22 protein-coding genes and 1 tRNA gene are annotated in these 21,187 nt (G+C 68.4%); 13 read left to right on the top strand and 10 right to left on the bottom strand.

The features are described from left to right. Positions 1-825: 825 nt before the first annotated feature. Together ACYVDG_RS16075 and ACYVDG_RS16080 are read right to left on the bottom strand one after the other, a co-directional pair. Positions 826-1,362 carry an EF-hand domain-containing protein gene (locus tag ACYVDG_RS16075; protein WP_460752490.1) on the bottom strand — a complete coding sequence of 179 codons (537 nt, stop codon included), beginning with the start codon at positions 1,360-1,362 and terminating at the stop codon, positions 826-828. Positions 1,363-1,540: 178 nt separating this feature from the next. Beyond that, on the bottom strand, positions 1,541-2,029 hold the full coding sequence (locus tag ACYVDG_RS16080; protein WP_460752494.1) for a metalloregulator ArsR/SmtB family transcription factor: 489 nt from the start codon (positions 2,027-2,029) through the stop codon (positions 1,541-1,543). An 84-nt stretch (positions 2,030-2,113) separates the two neighbouring features. Here ACYVDG_RS16080 and ACYVDG_RS16085 point away from each other — a divergent pair, with 84 nt between their 5' ends. After that, complete coding sequence (locus tag ACYVDG_RS16085; protein ID WP_460752497.1) at positions 2,114-3,496, top strand: dipeptidase; 1,383 nt, start codon at positions 2,114-2,116, stop codon at positions 3,494-3,496. Positions 3,497-3,616: 120 nt separating this feature from the next. After that, positions 3,617-4,567, top strand: coding sequence for an NAD(+) diphosphatase (gene nudC / locus ACYVDG_RS16090; protein WP_460752500.1), 951 nt, complete (start codon positions 3,617-3,619; stop codon positions 4,565-4,567). A 55-nt stretch (positions 4,568-4,622) separates the two neighbouring features. On the opposite strand, the gene ACYVDG_RS16095 is transcribed toward nudC, so the two are convergent. Both ACYVDG_RS16095 and ACYVDG_RS16100 read right to left on the bottom strand, forming a co-directional pair. Then, a complete protein-coding gene (locus ACYVDG_RS16095) occupies positions 4,623-5,111 on the bottom strand; it encodes an ANTAR domain-containing response regulator (protein ID WP_460752503.1) in 489 nt (162 codons plus the stop codon). Between the two features lie 111 nt (positions 5,112-5,222). Beyond that, complete coding sequence (locus ACYVDG_RS16100; protein ID WP_460752507.1) at positions 5,223-5,513, bottom strand: mycoredoxin; 291 nt, start codon at positions 5,511-5,513, stop codon at positions 5,223-5,225. 223 nt (positions 5,514-5,736) lie between these two features. Between ACYVDG_RS16100 and ACYVDG_RS16105 the strand changes: the two genes are divergently transcribed. From ACYVDG_RS16105 to ACYVDG_RS16130, 6 genes are all read left to right on the top strand, one after another. Further along, complete coding sequence (locus tag ACYVDG_RS16105; protein WP_460752512.1) at positions 5,737-7,845, top strand: ATP-dependent DNA helicase UvrD2; 2,109 nt, start codon at positions 5,737-5,739, stop codon at positions 7,843-7,845. Then, positions 7,838-8,728 carry an acyl-CoA thioesterase II gene (gene tesB / locus ACYVDG_RS16110; RefSeq protein WP_460752515.1) on the top strand — a complete coding sequence of 297 codons (891 nt, stop codon included), beginning with the start codon at positions 7,838-7,840 and terminating at the stop codon, positions 8,726-8,728. The genes ACYVDG_RS16105 and tesB overlap by 8 nt, the downstream gene beginning before the upstream one ends. A gap of 260 nt (positions 8,729-8,988) precedes the next feature. Next, positions 8,989-9,339: a hypothetical protein gene (locus ACYVDG_RS16115; RefSeq protein ID WP_460752519.1), complete on the top strand. Its 351-nt coding sequence runs from the start codon at positions 8,989-8,991 to the stop codon at positions 9,337-9,339. Positions 9,340-9,544: 205 nt separating this feature from the next. Next, positions 9,545-9,823 carry a WhiB family transcriptional regulator gene (locus ACYVDG_RS16120; protein WP_460752522.1) on the top strand — a complete coding sequence of 93 codons (279 nt, stop codon included), beginning with the start codon at positions 9,545-9,547 and terminating at the stop codon, positions 9,821-9,823. A 57-nt stretch (positions 9,824-9,880) separates the two neighbouring features. Beyond that, positions 9,881-10,039 carry a hypothetical protein gene (locus ACYVDG_RS16125; protein ID WP_460752525.1) on the top strand — a complete coding sequence of 53 codons (159 nt, stop codon included), beginning with the start codon at positions 9,881-9,883 and terminating at the stop codon, positions 10,037-10,039. Positions 10,040-10,387: 348 nt separating this feature from the next. Beyond that, entirely contained in the window at positions 10,388-10,957 is a 570-nt protein-coding gene (locus tag ACYVDG_RS16130; RefSeq protein ID WP_460752528.1) for a M48 metallopeptidase family protein, read from the top strand. 12 nt (positions 10,958-10,969) lie between these two features. On the opposite strand, the gene ACYVDG_RS16135 is transcribed toward ACYVDG_RS16130, so the two are convergent. The 5 genes from ACYVDG_RS16135 to ACYVDG_RS16155 all read right to left on the bottom strand — a co-directional run bounded on the left by ACYVDG_RS16135 (position 10,970) and on the right by ACYVDG_RS16155 (position 13,951). Then, complete coding sequence (locus ACYVDG_RS16135; protein ID WP_460752533.1) at positions 10,970-11,230, bottom strand: Txe/YoeB family addiction module toxin; 261 nt, start codon at positions 11,228-11,230, stop codon at positions 10,970-10,972. Then, on the bottom strand, positions 11,227-11,481 hold the full coding sequence (locus ACYVDG_RS16140) for a type II toxin-antitoxin system Phd/YefM family antitoxin (protein ID WP_460752536.1): 255 nt from the start codon (positions 11,479-11,481) through the stop codon (positions 11,227-11,229). Before ACYVDG_RS16140 ends, ACYVDG_RS16135 begins: the two co-directional genes overlap by 4 nt. A gap of 101 nt (positions 11,482-11,582) precedes the next feature. Beyond that, positions 11,583-11,954 carry a hypothetical protein gene (locus ACYVDG_RS16145; protein WP_460752540.1) on the bottom strand — a complete coding sequence of 124 codons (372 nt, stop codon included), beginning with the start codon at positions 11,952-11,954 and terminating at the stop codon, positions 11,583-11,585. Next, entirely contained in the window at positions 11,945-12,520 is a 576-nt protein-coding gene (locus ACYVDG_RS16150) for an NUDIX hydrolase (RefSeq protein WP_460752543.1), read from the bottom strand. The genes ACYVDG_RS16145 and ACYVDG_RS16150 overlap by 10 nt, the downstream gene beginning before the upstream one ends. Beyond that, the gene (locus ACYVDG_RS16155; RefSeq protein WP_460752546.1) at positions 12,521-13,951 is read right to left on the bottom strand and encodes a zinc-dependent metalloprotease; all 1,431 of its coding nucleotides are present in this window, start codon (positions 13,949-13,951) and stop codon (positions 12,521-12,523) included. 120 nt (positions 13,952-14,071) lie between these two features. On the opposite strand from ACYVDG_RS16155, the gene ACYVDG_RS16160 reads away from it, so the two are divergent. The 3 genes from ACYVDG_RS16160 to ACYVDG_RS16170 all read left to right on the top strand — a co-directional run bounded on the left by ACYVDG_RS16160 (position 14,072) and on the right by ACYVDG_RS16170 (position 16,867). Beyond that, positions 14,072-15,142, top strand: a complete 1,071-nt coding sequence (locus tag ACYVDG_RS16160; protein ID WP_460752550.1) for an NAD-dependent epimerase/dehydratase family protein — start codon at positions 14,072-14,074, stop codon at positions 15,140-15,142. Between the two features lie 111 nt (positions 15,143-15,253). Next, positions 15,254-15,691: a molybdenum cofactor biosynthesis protein MoaE gene (locus ACYVDG_RS16165; RefSeq protein ID WP_460752553.1), complete on the top strand. Its 438-nt coding sequence runs from the start codon at positions 15,254-15,256 to the stop codon at positions 15,689-15,691. Between the two features lie 108 nt (positions 15,692-15,799). Further along, positions 15,800-16,867: a YlbL family protein gene (locus tag ACYVDG_RS16170; RefSeq protein ID WP_460752830.1), complete on the top strand. Its 1,068-nt coding sequence runs from the start codon at positions 15,800-15,802 to the stop codon at positions 16,865-16,867. 91 nt (positions 16,868-16,958) lie between these two features. Here ACYVDG_RS16170 and ACYVDG_RS16175 read toward each other — a convergent pair whose 3' ends face one another. Next, the gene (locus ACYVDG_RS16175; protein WP_460752556.1) at positions 16,959-17,486 is read right to left on the bottom strand and encodes a PPA1309 family protein; all 528 of its coding nucleotides are present in this window, start codon (positions 17,484-17,486) and stop codon (positions 16,959-16,961) included. Positions 17,487-17,740: 254 nt separating this feature from the next. Here ACYVDG_RS16175 and ACYVDG_RS16180 point away from each other — a divergent pair, with 254 nt between their 5' ends. Both ACYVDG_RS16180 and ACYVDG_RS16185 read left to right on the top strand, forming a co-directional pair. Beyond that, positions 17,741-20,734, top strand: coding sequence for a UPF0182 family membrane protein (locus ACYVDG_RS16180; protein WP_460752559.1), 2,994 nt, complete (start codon positions 17,741-17,743; stop codon positions 20,732-20,734). A gap of 218 nt (positions 20,735-20,952) precedes the next feature. Then, positions 20,953-21,029 (top strand) — tRNA-Met (locus ACYVDG_RS16185). Positions 21,030-21,187: the final 158 nt, after the last annotated feature.

Here is a 21,187-nt window from a genome sequence, read left to right on the forward strand (position 1 = left end):
CCGAGCTCAAGGAGCGCTGGCGTGCGCTCAAGCGGGTCTCACTGAGTCCCTCCCGGTTCGGCGACATCACACGATCCGCGCTTGTCCTCAACGGGCAGTGGAAATGATCTTCGTTGAGAAAACCTCAATGCACACCACAATGGGAATGATCTTGCCCCTGTCTCCACTCTCGGCGGCCGAGGGTGGAGACAGGGGCAAGATCATCGGGGTTTTCGCTGGGCGCATTGACCGGCCGCGACACCCGCAACCGGTAGGCTCCGGCGCAGGGGCCCACCCGGCCGTCAGGCCGCGCTGTTCGGGGTTCGCAGGGGCGAATGACCAGCCGCGACACCGCCAGGCGTCAACGCTCCGGCGCAGGGGCAGGCATCGGCCGTCAGGCCGACAGAATCAGTTTTTCGGGCGTAGCCCGGAATGGCTCGGGCCTCGACCACCCGTCCCCCTTTCCCGATAGCCGCCAACCCGCCGTCGGAGCGGAGCGTGTCAAGGTGGAGCGCCTTTGATGCGCGAAGCGCTCGATGGCGTCTACCTTGACGCGCGTAGCGGAGACGGCCACAATCGGGCGGCGGGAAAGGAGGACACTCCCAGTTGCCAAGGGCAGGCCCCAGCTATCGGAGAAACTGCCGACCGGCAGGGAAGCCCTAGTCGCATAGAGGAACTCCAGGCTGCAAGAATGGGTGCTGCTGCCCCTGGGAATTCACTCGCTGGGGGTTCGCGCGAGAGTCAGTCCGTGCCGAATCAGACCGTGCCGAATCAGTCCGTGCCGAATCAGACCGTGCCGAATCAGTCCGTGCCGAATCAGACCGTGCCGAATCAGTCCGTGCCGAATCAGACCACGCCGAAAACGAAGCCGCCAGGGGAGTCGATGTCGTCGCCGAACAGGTACTGCCGGGCGGACAGCACGAACTCCTCACGGCTGATGTCGCCGTCGCCGTCGGTGTCGACGTGCGCGAACCGCTTCTTGGCGCCCTGTTCCTCTGCGCCGAGGGTGTTGGCGTAGACCAGGAACTCCTGTTCGCTGATCCGGCCGTCGCCGTCGGCGTCGAGCAGGTCGAACACCGCTTCCGCCACGGCCTCGGCCGCGTTGGACGGGCTGCGGTCCTCCGCGGCCGCGTGCATGGCGGCCACGAACTGCTCGCGGTCCAGGCTTTCTTCCTCGGCCTGTCCGGCCAGCTTCTGCCACAGGGACTCGTATGCCGTCTGGATGGCCTGCGCACGGGGCGCCGACGCTTCCAAGCCGTAGCCGGACACGTACCGGTCCACGAGTCTTTGGTAGTCGTTCCAGGTCACGGTCTTGTCATCGTCGGTGTCCAGGACGTCGAAGAGGTCGCCGAACCTGGCGGCGATCTGGGGGTTGGTGCTCACACGGGCCTCCTGGGTCCGGGACGGGTCTTTCCCGCCCCGTGTCGTCAGAGTCCCGAACACCGCAAATGGTTCCATCCGAAACCCCGGAAACCCGGAGTCGGGTGGGTCGAGGGCCCTGCCCGGCTGGCCGACCGTCACGCCGCGCAGGACACCGCCCGGGCCTGAGCCGCTTCGGGGCTCAGGCGGCGAGCAGCTTGTCGATCTGTCCGATCGCCGCGCTCATGCCCTCGTCCATGCCCATCTCGATCATCTGCTCCATGGCCTCGACCGACGTGAAGGTCGAGCGCAAGACCATACGGGCGCCGTCGCCGTGCTCGCTGATCTCCCATCGGATGGTGACGCTCGGCATGCCCCCGGGTTCGCCCGGCTCTTCCCCGAACCCCTCGATCCGGTCGGGGGCCGCTCGAGCCCGGTGCACGGCGTCGGGTTCGAGGCGCACGAGCTGCTCCCGTCCGTGGCGCTCCTTGCTCACCAGACCGGCCCGCTCCAGCACCGTGACGTGTTTCTGCACTGCCGCAGAGCTCATCGGGTAGTACTCGGCCAGCCGTGACACCGAGAGGCCGCCCTCCACTGAGCGGTGGAGGATGTCACGGCGGGTGCCGTCGGACAGGGCGTGGAACAGCCGGTCCACGCTCGCGTGCTCGCTGGACTCGTTATCTACAACCATTGGGTTTTAGATTGGCGTGGCCGGTCATGTGTGTCCAGGTTCTATGGTCGATGTCGACAAGGATGTCTAGGACAAGGACGGCACATGGACGCACGCGCCTACATCGAGGCCCACCGGGACGGGTTCCTCGCTTCGCTCAAAGAGTGGCTGGCGATCCCCTCGATCTCCGCAGACCCCGAGCGCCACGAGGACGTGCGCCGCTCCGCCGGGTGGCTGGCCGACCACCTCACCGAGAGCGGGTTCCCCACGGTCGAGGTCTGGGAGACCCCCGGCCTGCCCGCCGTGTTCGCTGAGTGGCCCGCGGCCGATCCCGAGGCGCCCACCGTGCTCGTCTACGGCCACCACGACGTGCAGCCGGTCGACCCGGTCGAGGAGTGGGAGACCGAGCCCTTCGTCCCCACCGAGCGCGGCACCTCCCTTTACGCGCGGGGCGCCTCCGACGACAAGGGCCAGGTCCTCTTCCACGCCCTGGGCGTGCGCGCCGCCTTGGCCGCCTCTGGCGCCGACGCCCCTCCGGTCACGGTCAAGCTCCTCGTCGAGGGCGAGGAAGAGTCCGGGTCGGTGCACTTCGCCGATCTGATGAAGGCCAACCGCGAGCGATTGGCCTGCGACGTCGCCGTCATCTCCGACACCACCATGTGGGCCCCCGACACCCCCTCCATGTGCGTGGGCATGCGCGGTGTCACCGACGTGGAGGTCAACCTGTACGGCCCCGAACGGGACCTGCACAGCGGCTCCTTCGGCGGTGCCGTCCCCAACCCGCTCAAGGTCATGAGCGACCTGCTCTCCGGCCTGCATGACGCAGACAACCGCGTCGTGATCCCCGGCTTCTACGACGGTGTCGTCGAAGCCAGTGACGAAGAGCGCGAACTCATCGCCCGCCTGCCCTTCGACGAGGCGCGTTGGCTGGCCACGGCGGCGTCCACGGCCGCCCGCGGCGAGAAGGGCTACAGCACCCTGGAGCGCGTCTGGCTGCGACCCACAGCGGAGATCAACGGCATGTGGGGCGGCCACACCGGCGCGGGCGGCAAGACCATCGTTCCCCGCTCCGCGCATGCCAAGATCAGTTTCCGCCTGGTACCTGGACAGGAGCCCCTGGAGATCCAGGACCGCGTCCGGGCCTACGTCGAGGCGGCGACCCCCGACGGCATCAGCGCCGAGCTGGAGTTCGGCGGTCCGGGTGTGCGTGCCTGCGCCTCCGACCTGTCTTCCACCGCCCTGAAGGCCGCCCGTTCCGCCATGGGCCGCGCCTTCGGCAAGGAGGTCCTGTTCACCCGTGAAGGCGGCAGTGGACCCGAGGCGGACATCGCGGACATCCTCGACGCTCCGCTGGTGTTCGTGGCCGTGGGACTCAACGAGGACCGCATCCACGCCCCCAACGAGAAGGTCGAGATGCCCCTTCTGCTGAAGGGCGCCGAGAGCGCCGCCTACCTGTGGGAGGAGTTGGGCGCCGCGAAGGGCGCCTGAGCCCGGTGCGGCCGCCGCCCGTGCGGTGGCCGCACTCCCTCACCGGTTTCCCTGACGGGAGTGCGCGATCCCCTCGAAGGCGCTACACCTAGTAGGTGAACCACGAACCCGGAAGGCCGTATGGAATCCGAAGCCGCACCCCTCCTCTCCCGCTCTACCGTCGACCCCGCCGGGCACCGGCGCGGAGACGACGCATGGTTGGCAGCAGCCTGGCAGGACCCGAGCACCCGGGTCCTGGTCCTGGAGGGAGGGGAGCCCGGCAGCTACGGCTGGAAGGCGCTCATGGCCAAGCAGTCCAGAGCGCTGGTCACCACTGGCCAGACCCGTGAACTGGTCCTCACCGACCCCCAGCACGCCCCGGCCGGCGAGCGCTACCTTTTGGGTACCGACGGCGAGCGCGCCTACTTCGCGGTCCGCTCCAAGTCGGACCTGGCCGCGAACCCTGTCGCAGAACCCGCCTCCCTGCGCGACGTCGGCGCGATCCTGAACGACCACGACACGGGCCTGTTCACCCGGGCGATCGCTCTTGCCAACTGGAACGCCAGCCACGGCTTCTGTCCGCGCTGCGGCGCGCGCACCCGTATCGAGAAGGCGGGGCACGTCCGGGTCTGCGAGACGGAGGGGACCGAACAGTTCCCCCGGATGGACCCTGCGGTGATCATGCTGGTGCACCGGGAGCGTGACGGGCAGGAGGAAGCGCTCCTCGGCAACAACCCGAACTGGGACGCCCGGCGCTTTTCCGTGCTGGCCGGGTTCGTCGACGCGGGGGAGTCTCTGGAGCAGGCGGTCGTGCGCGAGGTCGCCGAAGAGGCGGGCGTGGTCGTCGAGCAGCCCCGTTACGTGTCCTCGCAGCCCTGGCCGTTCCCGCGCAGCCTCATGATGGGCTACACCGCCCGCGCCGTGGGCGAGACCGAGGCCACCGACGACGAGATCGCCGAGACCCGGTGGTTCACGCGTTCCGAACTGGCGGAGGCCGTGTACGCCGAGGAGGTCGTCCTGCCCGGACGGGTCTCCATTGCCCGCACCCTCGTCGAGCACTGGTACGGCGCGGAGCTCCCCGGCGGCTGGTGACCGCGGGCCGTCCGTCCCCCCGAATCGGACGGTCCGCAGCCCGCACCGAGTGCTGTCAGCCAGTCTCCGTGTTGAGCTCGTCCGGAAGAACGGTCAGCGGGCTCGTGCTGCTCTCCACCACGTCCCGGGCCAGTTCGGCGACCTTGCGTCCGCGGGACCTGGCAGAGGAGCGCAGTCTCTCGAAGGCCTCGCGCGGCGGCATCGTGTGCCGTTCGGCGAGGACACCGATCGCCTGCTCCACCACGACGCGCGAGTGCAGGGCGTGTTCCAGCTGCGTGATGGTGTGCCGAAGGCGCTCCACTTCCGTGGCACCCTCGGGGGCCCGGCCGGGCGCCGACGTACGAGGGCGGTTCGTGCCCGCTTCCGAGGTGAGAAGGTCCGCCAGGACCATTGCGCTGACCAGGTCGGGCGTCTCGTGCCCATTCTGGCCTGTGCCCACACGCCACCCGTTCGGGGTGCGGCGCACCACTTCGACGTCCACCGTGTCGGTGACCGCTATGTCATGAGGCCTCACTTGGTCCCCCAACTCAACACTCCCCGTCATCATGGTCCGAGCTCCGATGTCGGCCGGACCGCCGGTCGGACCCGGGGGTGTCAGCCCTTGAGGGAGGGCTCCCCGTCGCGCGGGCCGCAGCAGCGGCCCGCGCCGTTCGTCCTAGGACAGCTCGGCCAACTTCTTCTTCACCTGAGCGAGTGACGGGTTGGTCATGGCGGAGTCGTCGCTGAAGACCACGGTGGGAACCGTCTGGTTTCCGCCGTTCACCTTCATCACGTACTCCGCGGCCTCCGGATTGTCCTCGATGTTCACCTCGTGCAAGGTGATCCCCTCGCGGGAGAGCTGGCTCTTGAGCCGTCTGCAGTACCCGCACCAGGGAGTGCTGTACATGGTGAACTTCTCGGTGTCCGTACTCGTCATCTCGCTCACGTCTTTCAGGTCGAAGGTCATGGTCGGGATGGATCCCCCCGTTCCAACACCAAGGGGTACCCAACCGCTTCCCATGACCGCACGACACAACGTGGGACGCCTCACAAGGGCGACTGGTTCTGGAATGTGTTGCTTGGCTCGTTCACCCCATTCCACAACCAGGGTCGGTCGATCCGCTCCCCTTGACAACCGATAATTGAGAGACTGTGCGCGCACAACCGCCCCAAACCGATTCAGGAGCACCATGGACCCCGACCGCGTCCTGGAGGGACTGGACCCGGAGCAGACCGAGGCGGCGCGTGCTTTGCGCGGCCCCGTGTGCATTCTGGCCGGTGCTGGAACGGGGAAGACCAGGGCCATCACGCACCGCATCGCACATGCTGTGGCCAGCGGAATCGTCTCCGAACAGCAGATCCTCGCGGTCACCTTCACGGCGCGCGCGGCCGGGGAGATGCGCGGCCGGCTCCGTTCTCTCGGAGCCCCCAGGGTGCAGGCCCGGACCTTCCACTCGGCCGCGCTCCGTCAGCTCTCCTACTTTTGGCCACAAGTGGTCGGCGGTGAGAAACCCACCCTGATCGACAGCAAGATCCAGGCGGTGGCGCGCGCGGCCAACTCGGTGGGGCTGCAACCGGATCGGATCGGGCTGCGCGACCTCGCCAGTGAGATCGAGTGGGCCAAGGTCACCCAGGTACGCCCCAGCGACTACGACAAGGCCGTGACCAAGGCTGGCCGGCAGGCGCCGATGTCCACCGGCGAGGTCACGCGGGTCTACGAGGCCTACGAGGAGCTGCGCAGCGAGCGCAACCTCCTCGACTTCGAGTCCATGTTGGAACTCACCGCCGGGATGATCACCGAGTACCCGGCGATCGCCCAGCGCGTCCGCGACCAGTACCGCTACTTCGTGGTGGATGAGTTCCAGGACGTCAACCCGCTGCAGAAGCTCCTCCTGGACGCCTGGCTCGGCGACCGCGACGACCTCTGCGTGGTCGGCGACCCCAGCCAGACCATCTACTCCTTCGCCGGGGCGACTCCGGATTACCTGACCGGGTTCGGGAACCGCTACCCGCACGCCGCGGTCGTCCGGCTGGTCCGCGACTACCGCTCGACCCCCCAGGTCGTGCGAGTGGCCAACCACGTCATCGGGCAGGCCCGGGGAACGGCCTCCGCGAACCACCTCACGCTCCAGGCGCAGCGCCCCGACGGCCCCGACCCCCTCTACCAGGAGTACGAGGACGAGCCCGCCGAGGCCACCGGGGTCGCACGGAAGATCAGCGTGCTCCTGGAGGACGGGGTTCCCGCGAGCGAGATCGCGGTCCTGCTGCGCACCAACTCCCAGTCCGCCGCCTACGAACAGGCTCTGACCGACGAGGGCGTCCCCTTCACCGTGCGCGGCACCGCGCGCTTCTTCGAACGCCCCGAGATCAGGCAGGCCGTGCACACCCTGCGCGGTGCCCGGCACGGCGCGGCCGACGAGGAGGCCGAGCCCCTCGTGCAGACCGTGCGCCACCTGCTCTCACAGATGGGGCTGACCGAGAGGGCGCCCGAGGGCCGCCAAGCCAGGGAGCGCTGGGAGTCGCTCTCCGCGCTGGCCCAGCTGGCCGAAGACGTGGCAGCGGGCGCGGGGACCGGGGGCCGGGCCGCCACCATGGCCGACTTCGTCAACGAGCTCGACGCGCGCATGGCCACCGAGCACGCACCCGGGTTCGAGGGCGTCACCATCGCGTCCCTGCACTCCGCCAAGGGACTGGAGTGGGACGCGGTGTTCCTCGTCGGCCTCACAGAGGGCATGATGCCGATTATCTACGCGGAGACCGACGACCAGGTGGAGGAGGAGCGCAGGCTCTTCTATGTCGGGGTCACCCGTGCCCGCGCCCATCTGGCGCTGTCCTGGTCCCTGTCGCGTTCGCCCGGCGGCAGGAAGACGCGAAAGCCGTCGCGGTTCCTCGACGGCCTGCGCCCCGCGTCGCCCTCCACCGCCAACCGCCGGGACCGCCGCAAGGGCGGGGTCGTGCGGTGCCGTGTGTGCTCGAACGTGCTCTCCGACGCCCCCGAGCGCAAGCTCGGCCGCTGTCTGGACTGCCCGTCCACCTACGACGAGGCGCTGCTGGAGCGTCTGCGCGACTGGCGCAGGGAGGCGGCGCAGGAGCAGAAGGTCCCCGCCTACGTGATCTTCACCGACGCAACCCTCCAGGCCATCGCTGAACAGGAGCCCTCGAGCGTCTCCCAGCTTTCGGCCGTGTCCGGTGTCGGAGCGGTCAAGCTCGACCGTTACGGTGAGGCGGTACTCGCGCTGGTCGCGGGGCGTGAACCGGTGGGGTCGGCCGCCGGTGACGGAGAGGAAGAGGATGAGTGAACGCGTCGACGCCGGGCCCAGCGGGCAGCCCCTGAAGGATCTGCTGCGGGTCTTGGACCTGGAGCGGATCGAGGTCAACATCTTCCGCGGAAGCAGCCCGACGGAGGGCCCCCAGCGGGTATTCGGCGGGTTGGTCGCGGGGCAGGCGCTCGTCGCGGCGGGCCGGACCGTGCCCTCGGACCGGCATGTGCACTCCCTGCACGCCTACTTCATAAGGCCGGGCGACCCGTCGGTGCCGATCGTGTACGAGGTCGACCGGGTCCGCGACGGTCGTTCGTTCACCACCCGCAGGGTCGTGGCGATCCAGCACGGCAAGGCGATCTTCACCCTGTCCGCCTCCTTCCACAAGGAAGAGCCGGGGCTGGACCACCAGATCCCCATGCCGGACGTGCCCCCGCCCGAGGACCTGCTCAGCACCCGTGAACGGCTGCACAAGGCCTTCGGCAAGGTGCCCAACTTCGTGCAGTGGCACCCGATCGAGATGCGGCCGGTGGGCGCGATGTCGTTCGAGGCCGAGCGCGACCCCGACTTGCGCACTTCGTCCAATCCGGTGTGGTTCAAGGTCAACGGCAAGCTGCCCGACGACCGCATGACCCAGGTGTGCCTGATGACCTACGCATCGGACATGACGCTGTTGGACACGGTGCTGCTGCGGCACGGCCGCTCCTTCGCGGGCATCTCGATGGCCAGCCTCGACCACGCCATGTGGTTCCACCGCCCGTTCCGCGCGGACGAGTGGCTGCTCTACGCGCAGGAGTCCCCGACCGCTCAGGGCGCCAGGGGACTGGCCCGCGGTCTGGTCTACACCCGGGACGGACAGCTCGTCTGCTCCGTGATGCAGGAGGGGATGATCCGGGTGGTCGATGCGGAGGGCTGGGTTTAGGCCCAGGCTCGGGGCGGCCCGCCGCCCTTCACCAGCCAAGACCCGGAAAGAGGGTTCTGACAGGGGTCCGAGAGCGTGCCGGTAACGCTCTCGGACCCTTCGTCATTCCCTCGAAGTTCTGGCCAGATGCGGACGTTTTCGCAGGTCAAAAATAGGTTGCCGACTTGTGGGGCGGTCCGTAGTGTGTACACCGTCGCAATGACCGCTCTCGGTACAGGTGCAAGACCCTGTGCCCGACTTTGAAGGAGGTGCCCGATCCAATGACCACGAAGAACACGGAAACCACCGGTATCGCTGCCTGGCAGCTGTTCTCGCCGCGCGTCGCTTCGGGCATCGCCCTGAGCGGTAGCACCATCAAGGTCGCCACCGTTGGCAACCGTTTGAACACCGGAAGTGGCAATCCCGCCGCCGAGGCCGTCCAGCTCGTCAGGGCTGGTGTGTCGGCCATGGGGAGCGGTGTGTCCGAAGCCGGTGCTCCCGGTGGCCTGCGCCACGAGTCCGAGCCTGCCCTTGATCGAGGCAAGCTCATCGGTGGCTTCGACCAGGCATCGCACGAAACCCCGCGCTGGTATGGCGCATTGGGGGAGTGTCCACGGAAGATTCCGGCCTAGGGCAACACTAGGCCGAGAGTTCCGACCGTGGCCGCGGACCCCAGAAAAGGGGCCGCGGCTTTCTTTGTATCTCCGTTGGCTTCCCGTCTCCCAGAGACGAGGGCAGTAGCGGCGGCATCGCAAGTCCAGGTCCCGCACCGGACTGGTTCCGGTGACTGAACACCGACCGCGTTGTACGAACGATCAAAGATCTTGGAGGGCACCGATGCTTGCGTCGGTCCTGGAAACGCCCAACCTGGGCGAGGTCGACATTCCCTGCCGTGCGGAGCCGGACCTGTTCTTCGCGGAGGCCCCCGCCGAAGTTGAGCAGGCCAAGGCGATCTGCGGAGCCTGCCCGATCAAGGAGCAGTGCCTGGCGGACGCGCTCGAGCGGCGTGAGCCGTGGGGGGTCTGGGGCGGGCAGCTGCTCGTCTCCGGTCAGGTCGTGGCGCGCAAGCGCCCCCGTGGCCGCCCCCGGAAGCACCCCGCCCCGGTCGCGGCCTGACCCCCGACACGGTCGAGCACTCCCACACACGAACCAGCGAGAAGGACTCTTAGAGCGATGATGCAGGAACTGATGCAGATGGTGGAGCGGTCGACGGACGAGCCGAAGGAGCGCCAGGTGAGAAGGCTTGGTGCCCGACAGCTTCGAGCTCGCCAGCGCGAGGACCGCCGTGCGGAGCAGGCGATCATGGAAATCGCGTGGTCCCGGCTATGTTGACCGCCGGTGAGCGTGACCGGAACGCCCTGAGCGGTCAGGGCCGAGCCGGTGGCCCACCCGACTGAACTGTCATCCGGGCGTAGCCGGTCGAACTACGAGGCCGGGCAGCCTCCCCCATGGGAGCGCTGTCCGGTCTCATTTTCATAACCAAAATCGCGTGGGGGCTCCGAGAATCGGCGTGATGTGTCTTCTGTCACCGGCCGAAAAGTCGCCCTGGTCAGAGCTGAACCCGCCGCGGGCAGGCGATTCGCGACTCGGAGGCTGTAGGCGGACATCGTGTCGCACCGCTGGCATAACGGGTCAAGCCACACCTGTTCGGATGCGCCTCCCTCGGATACCGTAAAGTTCGTGCCCTCGAACACCAAAATCGAGGTACGACGCAGTCCTCGTCGTCGGCGTACCGTGTCGGCTTACCGGGACGGGGACACCACGGTCGTCCTCGTGCCCGCGACGTTCTCCCGCGCAGAGGAAAAGCGCTGGGTGGATCAGATGCTGCAAAAGCTCGAGGCGCGCGAGGGGCGCCGCCGCCCAGGAGACCGTGAACTCCACGAGCGCGCGGTCGAACTGGCCGAGCGCTACCTGGACGGCACCTTCCTCCCCGACAGCGTCCGCTGGGTCGACAACCAGAACTCCCGCTGGGGCTCCTGCACGCCGGACACCCGAAGCATCCGGATCTCCCGTCGCGTCGCCGGAATGCCGGCCTGGGTGGTGGACTACGTCCTGGTCCACGAACTCGCGCACCTGCACATCCCGCACCATGGCCGGGACTTCTGGGACCTGGTCCGCCGCTACCCCAAGGCGGACCGCGCCCGCGGCTACCTGGAGGGCTTCAGCGCGGGCAGCCGCTCCGAGACGTGCTTCCACGCCGAGGAAGAGGACGAGGCGCTCGAGGCCGACGAGGTCGCCTTCGAGGAGTGACCGGTCGGGCGCCTACTTCCCGTAGTGGTAACGGCAGGCCACGATGCGGATCTCATCCTCGTGGATACGGTAGACGAGACGGTGCTCATCGGTGATCCGCCGCGACCAGTAGCCATGGAAACCGTGGCGTAGCGGCTCGGGTTTCCCCATGCCCTCGTTGCCGTGTCGGCTGATGTCCTTAAGCAGTGCGTTGATGCGCTTCAGGACCTTGCGGTCCTGCCCCTGCCCCCAGACGTAGTCCTCCCAGGCGTGCTCCGCCCAGACGAGCTTCATTCGGAAAGGCCCCGCTCTACCCCGTGGCCGGACTCGAGCTGCTCGATGGCATCGACCAGGCGCCGAGCGTTCTCCGGGCTGCGGAGTAGGTAGGCGGTCTCTCTGAGGGATTCGTACTCGGACAGGGCCATCATCACCACGGGCTCGTGTCCGGCTCTGGTGATGATGACCTCCTCGCGGTCATTCACGACCGCGTCCATGGTGGCCGCGTAGTTGGCGCGGGACTCGGAGTAGGTGATCGTCTTGGTCACGGTTCCTCCTGCGGCTGCCATCGGGATACCCGACCTTGCCTGTACAAGAAATTGTACGCCCGATCGTGTCAAGTGTCTCCGGGCCGGTGAACCGGTCGGGGTCAGGAGTTGAGCTGGTCGAGCTTCTCCCGGGCGCGCGTGAGGTCCTTGCCGACCTGCCGCAGGGCGATCCCGCTCACCACGAGCACGACACCGAAGATGGCGGCGTAGTAGGTCGTCATACCGCCCCAGTCGCCGGAGACCGCGGCCCGCCCCAGCACCGCCACCAGCAGTACGGCCACGAAACCGCAGATCGCCTGGACCAAGAGCACGGAGCGCCGCTTCTGTTCCACGCGCGCCTGGGCGATCTCCCGTGGCCCGGCGCGCCCGGCCAGCTCGTCGGCGATGAGCTTCTCCATGGCCTTCTTGCCTCGGCGGGCGACCAGGACGACGGCCAGACCGCCGAGCATGCCGATGACGGTGATCAGGGACACGGCGCGGACCTCGAGGGGACACCGGCGGCGCGCACCGCGGCTGCCGCCGACCTGACCAAGTCGCGCACGGAGTCGTCCGTGGGCTCAGGGAGGTCGTCGACCGGGAACCAACCCAGGTCGGCGGACTCGTCCGGGTCCCGGACCAGCACCGCGTCGCCCGGGGCGAGGGCCGCGTACTGCACGTCCAGGTGGAAGCTGCCGCCACCGCACGGCACCGCGTGGCGGTCCAGCCGTACGGGGTCGGGGAGCACGGTGAGCCCGGAGATCCCCGACTCCTCGGTGGCCTCGCGCAGCGCGGCACCGCCCAGCGTGGCGTCCTCAGTCTCGCAGTGGCCACCGGTCTGCAACCACATCCTGTGGACGCGGTGCAGGACCAGGGCCACCCTGGAACCGTCGGCCGAGATGATCGCCGAGCTCGCGGTCAGGTGGCCGGGCAGGCACTCGCGCCACATGCCGTCGGCGTGCGCGTCGAGGTGCTTCACATAGGAGTCGCGCAGCCGCTCCTGCCCCTCGTCGGGCGCGCGCCACGCGCCGAGCGCCGCCCGGGCGTCCGCGTGCAGAGTCACCTACTTGCCGTCCTTGTCCTCGTCCTCGCCGGTCTCCTCGCCGGGCTTGGGCTTCTCCGAGCCGTCGGGTTCGGTCAGCGACGAGATGTCGAAGTCCGCACCCTCGAACTCGCTCCGCCCGTGCACGAAGGCGTCCGGGTCGTCGAGGTCGTCACCGGTGGGCATCAGGTCGGGGTGCTGCCACACGGCGTCCCGGCCCTCCACGCCACGGGCCTCCTCCAAAGCGGACCACAGCGCACCGGCCTCGCGCAGGCGGCGCGGGCGCAGCTCCAGGCCGACCAGGGCGGCGAAGGTGTGTTCGGCGGGGCCACCGGTCGCACGGCGGCGCCGGGTGGTCTCCGCGAGCGCCCCGGCCTGCGGCAGGCGGTCGGACACGGCCGAAGACACCACGGTCGCCACCCAGCCCTCGATCAGGGCGAGGGTGGTCTCCAGGCGCGCCAGGGCCGCCTTCTGCTGCGGGGTGTCCTCCGGCTGGAGCAGGCCCTCGGGGCCCATCCCGCCCGACATGACCTCCTGCAGCGCCTCGGGGTTGGAGATATCGATCTCACCGAGCTTGTCCTCGAGTCCGCTGACGTCGAAGGACATTCCGGCCGCGTACTCCTCGACGAGCCGGGACACGTGCGAGCGCAGCCACGGCACGTGCGAGTAGAGGCGGTGCACGGCGGCCTCACGAGCGGCCAGGTACAACCGGACCTCGTCGTCGGGGATCTCCAAGCCCTCGCTGAAGCGGGCCACACCCGAGGGCAGCAGCGCGGCGTTGCCCTCTCCGGCGAGGGTCAGGCCGATGTCGGTGGTACCGATCACTTCCTGGGCGAGTTCACCGATGGCCTGGCCGGCCTGCTGGCCGACCATCATGCCGCCCATCTGCTGGATCATGCCCAGCAGCGGACCGGCGACGGAGGCCATCTCCTCGGGCAGGTTCTGCCCCATGGCCTGGACGGTCTTGGCGGTCAGCGGGTCGCACAACTGCGCCCACGAGTCCATCGTCTTCTCGATCCACTCCGACCGGCTCCAGGCCTGGGCGGTCTGGAGCCCCGAGGGCAGGTCGGTAGCCTGGTCGAGCCACAGGTCGGCGAGGCGTAGGGCCTCCTCGATCCGTGCGTAGTCGGCGGGCGGCACACTCGGGTCCCCTTGCTGGGACACCGTGTGCCGCGCGATGTTCTTGGCCATGTCCCAGTTGATGCCGGACGTCGAGGAGGTCTTTCCCTCCTCGGGAACACCGGGGGTGGGCTGGGACGACATCATGTCCGCGAACTGGCGGAGCATGTTGGCCATCTGTTGCGGATCGCCGAACGGGAAACCGTCCGGCATTCCGGAGTCCCCCCCGCCCGGGCGGCCGCTGCCGGCACCCGAGCCGGAGTCGCCAGAGCGGCGTCCGGACTCGTCATCGGGATCGTTCGGCATGCTGAAACCGAAAGGCAGGTCGCTCACAATCAGACCTCAGGCAGGATTAGGTTTGGTCTCCACTGTCACGTTAGCTGGGAGTCGCCCGGAGTGAATACCGAAAGCAACCAGGTTCGCCCAGAGCACAGCCCACCGGATAGGGCGGGCATGGCGGTGGCGGTCACCGGTGCCGCCTCCGGAGTGGGCCGACTCCTCGTGCAACGCCTGGCCACTCCAGAAGGTTCCATCGCTGCCCGCGAGGTCGTCGCCATCGACGAAGAGTTCGCTGACCTGCGCGGGGTCACCTGGCGTATCGCGGACATCTGCGACCCGGGGCTCGTCTCCCGCTTGGACGGGATCGACGTGCTCGTGCACACGGCTGACGACAGATCCCTCGACACCAAACCCGCGGAGCGCCGCGCGCACAACGTTCGTGCGGCCCAGACCGTCCTCACCGCCGCTGCCGCCTCAGGCGTCCCACGGGTCATTCTCATCACCAGCACCATGGTCTACGGCGCTGCCCCGGACAACCCGGTCCCGCTGGCCGAGAACGCCAGCCGTGTCTCGGACAACAGCGAAGGCCTGGTGGGGGACTTCGCCGAGATCGAGGAACTGGCCGAGCGCGCCCGCCGGGCCCACCCCGGGCTCACCGTCACGGTGGTGCGCCCCGCCCCGCTGGTGGGGCCGGAGCTGGACACGCTCCTGAGCCGTCACTTCTCCGCGCCGCGACTGCTCACCGTCAAGGGCCACGAACAGCACTGGCAGTTCTGCCACGAGGAAGACCTCGCCTCCGCGCTGGCGTTCTGCGCCCTGCATGGCGTGACCGGAGACAAGGGTGTGGTCGCCGCGGCCAGCGAGGGATCCCTGACACAGGGAGAGGTGGAGGACATCGCGGGGATGAAGCACTTCGAGGTCCCCGCCAACCTGGCCTTCGGTGCGGTTCGCCGACTCCACCAGGCCCGCATCACCCCGGCCGCCGCGGGCGAGATCAAGTTCCTGGTCTACCCGTGTGTCGTGGACTGCCGCGCGCTCCACGACGCGGGATGGAAGCCCGCCCACGACAACGAGTCCGTTCTCGGGGCACTCCTGGAGTCCAAGAGCGGCAAGCACGCGATCGCCGGGCGCAGCGTCGGCCGCAAGGAAGTCACGATCACCGCCGCGGGTGCTGCGGGTGCAGCCGCCGCGGCCATCGGAACCGCGGCAGCCATTCGCCACCTGCGCAAACGCGGTAAGAGCTGATCCGGGTCCGGGGTCCACGGCGCGTCGCGGACCCCGCGTGCACCCGTTCCGGCGTGTGCACCGTTCAAGTGCAGGAGTGTCGTGCGAACGGCCGCTTGGTACGGTTTGCACGTGGAACAGATCACTCTCGCGGCCGTACGCGACACGCCCCTGTCCGTGGACGAAGTCCTGGCGGCGGTGACCGACGCCAGAGTCGGCGGGACGGCCGTCTTCATCGGTACCGTGCGCGACCACGACCACGGCCGGGACGTCTCCGCCCTGTCCTACTCGGCCCACCCGACCGTGGAAGCTCGGCTGCGCTCCGTCATGGAGAAGGTGCTGGCCGACACCTCCGTCCCGGGTCGGCCGGTCGTGCGGATGGCCGCCGTGCACAGGGTCGGCGACCTGGAGATCGGTGACATCGCCGTGGTCGTAGCGGCCGGAGCCGAACACCGCGAAGAGGCCTTCGCCGCCTGTCGCCGCCTCATCGACGACCTCAAGGCCCAGGTGCCCATCTGGAAGAACCAGGCCTTCGAGAACGGAGAGAACGAGTGGGTAGGTTCTCCTTGAGCCCTGGGAGCGGCGCCCCTGCGCAGCAGGGTATGTGTCCGCCGAGCATGCCCTAGCGCCGGCGGGTCTCCGGGGGGCTCTAAGGTGTGCAGCATGGTTCGTCGTGTCATGACCCTTGTCGCCGCTCTCGTCCTGCTTGCCGGGCTCGGGTACGGCAGCCGTTTCCTGCCCATGCCCTACCTGGTGGCCGCACCCGGGGTCACCCTGGACACGCTGGGGGACCAGGAGGACGGCCAGCCCATCATCGGTGTCGAGGGCACTGACGACTACGAGCACGACGGCTCGCTCTCTATGGTGACCGTCCAGTACGCGGGCGGCCCCGAACACCGGATCGACCTCCTCAGCCTGGTGACGGCATGGCTGTCACCGGACCAGGCGGTCCTGCCGGAGGAACTCCTCTTCCCCGCCGGGCGTTCGGCCGAGGAGGTGAGTGAGCGGCAGACCATCCAGATGAACGACTCCCAGACCGACGCGACGGCCGCCGCACTCAACCAGATCAACCTCGCCTACGAAGCGATCCCGCTGGTCGCAGACACCATCGAGGACATGCCCGCCGACGGCGTCGTCGAGCCCGGCGACCTCATCACCGAGGTCGACGGTGGGCCCGTGCCCACGAGCGCCTCCGAAGACGATCCCGAAGAACTGGTGGGCAGCGCCTACGTGGTGGAGCGGGTCGCCGAGCGCGACGTCGGTGACCCGGTCGAGCTCGTCCTGGACCGCGACGGTGAGGAGCTGGAGGTCGAGCTCGACACCGTCGAGGGCGAGAACGGCGCCGCGGCGGTCGGCGTGCTCATCGCCGACGACATGGACTTCCCGGTCGACATCGACATCGCCGTGGGCGAGATCGGCGGCCCGAGCGCAGGCATGATGTTCGCCCTCGGGATCATCGACCGGCTCAGCGAGGAGAGCATCACCGGCGGTGTCAGCGTCGCGGGTTCGGGCACCGTCACCTCCGACGGCCAGGTCGGCGGGGTCAGCGGTATCCCGCAGAAGATGGTCAGCGCCGAACGCGACGGGGCAGAGTACTTCTTCGTGGCGTCCGAAAGCTGTGACCAGGTCTCCCAGTCCGCAGCGCGCAACGACCTCGAAGTGGTGAGCATCGAGACCCTCACTGACGCGATGGACGCGCTGGACACCATCCGCGAAGACGGCGACGACCTGCCCCGCTGTGAGTAGGGGGCACGTCCGGAAGACAGAGGACCCCCGCGGCCGGGACGGGCCGTGGGGGTCCGGTGGTTCGCGGGGTCTTCGGTTCGGCCGGGGAGGGTCAGCCCTCGTTCTTGGGAGGCTCCTCCTCCAGGTCCAGGGTGAGGGCGAGCGCCGAGGTCAGCGCCGGGATCAGGTCCGGGCCGTTGAGCACCTCGGACTCGGCGTCGTGACTGCGCATCCGCATCGCGCAGTGGCGCGATCCGTCGCGGAGAACCGCCGCGACCATCCGGATCTCCTCGGTCTCCTTGCCTGTGGCGGTCGGGTCCTCGCCCGCGGCCAGGGTCTCGTCCGAACCCTTCACCACCAGGCGCTCCATGACCAGGGCGCACCCGGCCACGCCCTCGGGCCACAGGATGCGGCCCAGCGCCTCCTCCAAGGGAACGTCCTTGGGCAGCGCCTCCTGCTCGACCGGGGTCAGCTCGTCGGGGTCGGCCGGGGAGTCGATCCCCAGCATGCCCGCGAGAGCGGGCTCGGCGGCCAGCAGCTCCGAGGTCGGGACCAGGGCGTAGAGCCCCAGCGGGCGGTCCCACCCCTGCTCCGCGGCGTGGCGTTCCAGGTCCATAACGGCTTCGCGAATGTTCGACACGTTTCCATGGTGGCCGATGCGGGAACCTCGCCGTGCCGGTTCCCGGCCAGTAGGGTCGCAAAGGTGGTGCCCGGATACGTCACCGATACACCAACGATGCAGCCTTGTCACCGGGTCGAGGGCGATTTCGGGAACCCGGCGGCCACCAAATAAGTTTTCCCTAATAAGGCGCACCACGCGCACCGACCGCACCTACCAAGCCAGAACGAGGGGGAGGCGTGAGCTTCCGATCGCCCGGCGCACCACCTGCGCGTATGCCTCGTCGATCAAGGTTGCTCGCGCCAGTCGCGGCGACCGTGGTCGTCATCATCGCGGGGTTGATGCTCGCCGCGAACTTTTGGACCGACTACAAGTGGTTCAACTCCGTCGGCTACACCTCGGTCTTCCTGACCGAGCTGTGGACCCGAGTCCTGCTGTTCGCCGTAGCAGCGCTCGTCATGGCGGTCGTCGTCGGCGCGAGTATCTACTTCGCCTACCGGTCCAGGCCCGGTATCCGTCCCATGAGCCTGGAACAGCAGGGCTTGGACCGCTACCGCGAGTCCATCGACCCGCACCGCAAGCTCTTCTTCTGGATCGCGGTCGGTGCCCTGGCACTCTTGGCCGGTGCCGCCGCAAGCGGTGACTGGCGGTCCTACCTGCAGTTCGTGAACGGCGTCGACTTCGGGATGGCCGACCCCGAGTTCGGGATGGACATCGCGTTCTTCGCGTTCACCTACCCGTTCCTGCGGGTCCTGCTCGGCTACCTGTACGCGGCCGTCATCCTGGCGTTCATCGCCGCCGTCATCGTGCACTACCTGTACGGCGGTGTGCGGCTGCAGAACGATTCCGGTCAGCGCGCCACCCCCGCCGCCCGGGTGCACCTCTCGGTCCTGCTGGGCCTCTTCGTGCTGCTGCGCGCCGGGTCCTACTGGCTGGACCGCTACGGGCTGGTGTTCTCCGACCGCGGGTACACGTTCGGTGCGTCCTACACGGACGTGAACGCGGTGAAGACCGCGATGACGATCCTCACCGTCATCTCGGTGATCTGCGCGATCCTCTTCTTCGCCAACATCGTCTTCAAGAACACGCTGATCCCGGTGTCGTCCCTCGGACTGCTCCTGCTGTCCGGCCTGGTCGTCGGTGTGGCTTACCCGGCAATCGTCCAGAACTTCCAGGTCGACCCGAACGAGCAGCGCCTGGAGAGCCCGTACATCGAACGCAACATCGAGAACACGCGTGAGGCGTACGGCATCGCGGACGCGGAAGTCGAGACCTACGACGCCACGACGGAGCTCACTCCGCAGGAGCTGGCGGCGGAGGCCGACACCATTCCGAGCGTCCGTCTGGCCGACCCCTCCGTGGTCTCGCAGACCTTCCAGCAGATGCAGCAGGTCCGTGGGTTCTACCAGTTCCCGGACGTGCTGGAGGTCGACCGCTACGCGGACAGCGACGGCAACCTGGTCGACACGATCGTTGCCGCCCGTGAGCTCGAGGGTCCGCCCGACGACCAGGACAACTGGCTGAACCGTCACCTGATCTACACCCACGGTTACGGAATGGTCGCCGCGGCGGGCAACCTGATCGACGACGAGGGCCGCCCGGTCTTCACCGAGTTCAACATCCCGCCGCGGGGTGAGCTGAGCGAGGTCACGGGCGAGTACGAGCCGCGGATCTACTACGGCCGCGAGGGCGCCGAGTACGTCATCGTCCAGGCTGAGGACGAGTACGACTACCCGCTCGACGCCGAGGAGGAGACCGAAGAGGTCCCGACCCCCGAGGACGCTGTTGAGTCGAGCCCGGACGCGGACGAGGGCCGTGCCCCGACCGACGGCGACAACGGTGCCGATGAGGCGCCGGAAGAGGACGCCGAGGCCGTCGACGAGGGCGCTGGGGAAGGCGAGGACGGCTCGCAGGCGTACAACAGGTACGACGGCGAGGGCGGTGTCCCGCTCAACAACTTCTTCGACCGCATCCTGTACGCGATCAAGTACCAGGAAACGAGCATCCTGCTCAACAGCGCGATCACCAGCGACTCGCGGATCATGTACGAGCGCGACCCGCTGGACCGCGTGGAGAAGGTCGCCCCGTTCCTGACCGTGGACAGCCGCCCCTACCCGGCGGTCGTCGACGGCAGCGTTCAGTGGATCGTCGACGGGTACACCACGTCCGACGGCTACCCGTACGCCAACCGGATCGACTTCACCCAGGCCGTGACCGACACCTTCACCGATGGTTCGGCGCAGCAGGTCGGTGCCCTTCCGGGCAACGAGGTCAACTACATCCGGAACTCGGTGAAGGCCACCGTCGACGCCTACGACGGCACCGTCACCCTGTACGCCTGGGACGAGGAGGACCCCGTCCTGCAGACGTGGGAGAACGCCTTCCCGGGTGCGGTGGTCGGCCAGGACGAGATGAGTGAAGAGCTCGTCCAGCACGTGCGCTACCCGGACGACCTGTTCAAGGTGCAGCGCGAGATCATGCGCGAGTACCACGTCACGGATGCCGCGGCCTACTACGGTGGTCAGGACTTCTGGGAGGTCCCCGACGACCCGACCACGGAAGGCGACCTGCCCGAGCCGCCGTACCGCCAGACCATCAACTTCCCTGGTGCTGACGAGGCCAGCTTCTCGCTGACGTCCACGTTCGTCCCGCGTAACCGTGAGAACCTGGCCGCGTTCATGGCGGTGGACAGCAACCCCGAGTCCGACGACTACGGGCAGCTGAAGCTCCTGGAGCTCCCCCGGAGCACGGTGATCTTCGGTCCCGGTCAGATCCAGAACGCGTTCGACTCGGACGCCGACGTGCGTGAGGTCCTGCTTCCGCTGGAGCAGTCCGAGGCCGAGGTGACCCGAGGCAACCTGCTGACCCTGCCGTTCGCTGGCGGTCTGCTCTACGTGGAGCCCCTCTACGTGCAGGCCGGTGGCGGCGGAGCGGCGTCCTTCCCGCTGCTCCAGCAGGTCATGGTCGGCTTCGGTGAGGAGGTCGCCATCGGCAGCAACCTCCAGGACGCCCTGAACAACCTGTTCGACGGCGGCGAGGAGCCGCTGCCCGAGCCGGACGGTGAGGGTACCGAGGAAGGTACCGAAGAGGAGGACCCGGAAGAGGCCGACGCTGACGCGGGCGACGGTGACGGGGGTACCGACACCGACCTCCAGGACGCCCTCAACGAGGCCGTCGAGGCATGGGAAGAGGCCCAGGACTCGAGCGAGGAGGCCAACGACCGCCTCCGCGAGGCCCTGGAAGCCGTTGAGGAGGCCGCGGGCGACTAGTCCGTAGCCGTACCGTGCCCCTGCGGGGCGCTGAGTGCGACGGGGCGGGATCCTTCGGGTCCCGCCCCGTTCCTGTTCTCCGGGGGCGTGCGGGGCCTGCGGCGCACGCGGAGCGGGCCCGAACGGCCGTGCGGGACGCGCCGGGTGCAGGGTGGGCCACGTCTCCGCCGGGCGATTTGGCTTTCCGGCTGAGGCGCGCTAATCTGAAGACACAACAACGCGGGGTGGAGCAGTTCGGTAGCTCGCTGGGCTCATAACCCAGAGGTCGCAGGTTCAAATCCTGTCCCCGCTACCAAGATCGGACCCGGGAGAAATCCCGGGTCCGGTATTTTTCCCGGTTCTTCCGCATCGTCGGGGGAGTGGGGAAGCGTATATCGGAGACGGTGTGCGTGCGCGGCGAGAATGCCGGGGCGGACCGCAGGGAAAGCCTGGTAGAGTAGCTGAAAGCCGGGT

It is taken from the genome of Nocardiopsis oceani, from assembly GCF_054777395.1.